The sequence below is a fragment of the Alicyclobacillus suci genome (assembly GCF_017329615.1).
GTDB classification, from domain to species: domain Bacteria; phylum Bacillota; class Bacilli; order Alicyclobacillales; family Alicyclobacillaceae; genus Alicyclobacillus; species Alicyclobacillus suci.
This window is the reverse complement of the sequence record NZ_JAFMTW010000112.1, coordinates 1-1,795: the sequence shown is the minus strand read 5'-3', so window position 1 is coordinate 1,795 and position 1,795 is coordinate 1. Positions and strand designations below refer to the sequence as shown.

The following is a 1,795-nucleotide window of genomic DNA, read 5'->3' as shown; positions in this document are numbered from 1 at the left end:
ATCTTCAGCCAGCTTGCGATACATTTCGAGGAGCGCTTGAAACCCTATCTTCACTAGAAACCGTCTGATAGAGTTTACACAAAATTATTGACACTCCCAAGTGAACTCATTTAGACTTTTCCGTATAGTTTGGATTGCTAATCCTTCTTGCTCAGCCTATCGAAGTGCCTTTTGCAAACCTGGTTCGGAAACATCGACTCCTATTGCTTGGAACCCATGCTTTGCAAAATGAATGATATCTTTACCTTCGCCACAGCCTAAATCAATAACTTTTGCTTTTGCCTTTGCTTCATTGGCAAGTAAATCCGTGGTATATGTGCAAAGTTCGTTTGGTTCCTTTCCCCAGTAAAACTCAGGTTTACTGTACACCTCGTCATAAGTTCCCATCGCCATATTAACTCCTCCATTTCTGAGGAAAGTTTAAAGTATGACGTAACGTTAAGGTCAATAGGAATTTTCTTTATAAGCCAACAACAGATGTACCGATTCATTAATTGGTATGGTTTTCGGGGTATATGAATGCTGTACGAACCAACTAATTAGATTAGATAAATTTGCGAAATTGTGTTGTTCTATCGATTCAATTGCCTTGTCGTTCCCATCCCGCTTAAGTCTTTCCATTGTGGCTAACCGATCCCTGTCCTGTAAGAACATATGATCTGCTATACAAACTCTTCCACCATTGACCGTTAGTCTGTCCATTTCTCGAAGTGATAATAGCTGCTGTTCATTAGTAAGTAGATGAAATGCATAGCTTGTTACTACGAAGTTAAATTGCCCATCAAAGAAAGGAGCAGCCATCATATTCCCCAACTTTGTGCGGATTCTCGGATACTTGATGCGACACTGGCGTAGCATTTCAAAGGATTGATCGACGCCCGACATCTCTGCACCTTTTGCAGCAAATTTGTTGGAGAGGTTTCCCGTCCCAATAGCAAGTTCTAAGCCAGATTCCCCTTCATTCGGGCAAACATATTCGACAATGCTATTCAAGACACGCTCATACCCTGAATATGGTGCCCAAGGGTCCGTCACCGTTAAAACACGTTCATCAAAGGATGTCGCATTCGCGTCGAAGTCCCAGTGAGTATGCGTCGTCTCCCTGATCTCTTGTAGTCTTTTAAGTCCACCAGACATTGTCATTAGTTCGTTATCGGCTAGTCCACCGTTCTTATCAAAACTATCTATAATGTATTCTGTAGACCGAATTGTGTGGGACAACTCAATCCATTTCGTGTATAACACTGATCGTTGCATTTCCAGATAGTGAGCCACTGTATCCGTTCGACTTCTATCCATTTCGTTTAGAACTACGCGGATATCAGTTAAAGACATACCCATTTCACGTAAGATCACGATTGTCTGGATACGTACCACGTCAGTTTTAGAAAATAGTCTGTACGCGTTATGAGGATTTTTTTTCGGATGAACTAATCCTTAATCTTCATAAAAACGTATTGCCCGTGTAGATATGGATAGTTTTTTCGATATCTCAGCAATTCCTATGAATTGATTTTGCTCCGAATTCATTTGAACTCCTTTCATTGTCGTTGCTTGGCAAAAGACAAATTAAAGCGTTGTGTATCCTCGACTTTTTCGTGCTAAACTCCATCAATGATGAAATAACTGTATGCCGCATAATAAAAGTGCAGAAAACCGCAGCGTAAAATTGCAGAGCTAGCCTGCGTTGTTACGGGGCGGAAAAGTGAATGGGCACTTGCAACACCCACTCTATTAATTCTACCCTTTGGTTTGTCGAAGACCTGAGGGTGGTGAGAGAGGATGCTGAAAGTGC

General features: G+C 41.4%; 3 protein-coding genes and 1 pseudogene. All 4 read right to left on the bottom strand.

The window, feature by feature from the left end:
• Nucleotides 1-156 precede the first annotated feature (156 nt).
• On the bottom strand, nucleotides 157-393 hold the full coding sequence (locus J3482_RS19945) for a class I SAM-dependent methyltransferase (protein ID WP_206923055.1): 237 nt from the start codon (nucleotides 391-393) through the stop codon (nucleotides 157-159).
• Between the two features lie 51 nt (nucleotides 394-444).
• Entirely contained in the window at nucleotides 445-1,257 is an 813-nt protein-coding gene (locus J3482_RS19940) for a class I SAM-dependent methyltransferase (protein ID WP_369123493.1), read from the bottom strand.
• 57 nt (nucleotides 1,258-1,314) lie between these two features.
• A pseudogene (locus J3482_RS21400) lies at nucleotides 1,315-1,425 on the bottom strand (MerR family transcriptional regulator); the annotation flags it as partial.
• A gap of 176 nt (nucleotides 1,426-1,601) precedes the next feature.
• The coding region (locus J3482_RS19935) for a hypothetical protein (protein ID WP_206923053.1) at nucleotides 1,602-1,795 on the bottom strand (194 nt) is incomplete at its 5' end.

Coding starts and splice junctions, on each gene's coding strand:
- J3482_RS19945 (WP_206923055.1), bottom strand. CDS start 393: ATGGCGATGGGAACTTATGACGAGGTGTACAGTAAACCTGAGTTTTAC.
- J3482_RS19940 (WP_369123493.1), bottom strand. CDS start 1,257: ATGCAACGATCAGTGTTATACACGAAATGGATTGAGTTGTCCCACACA.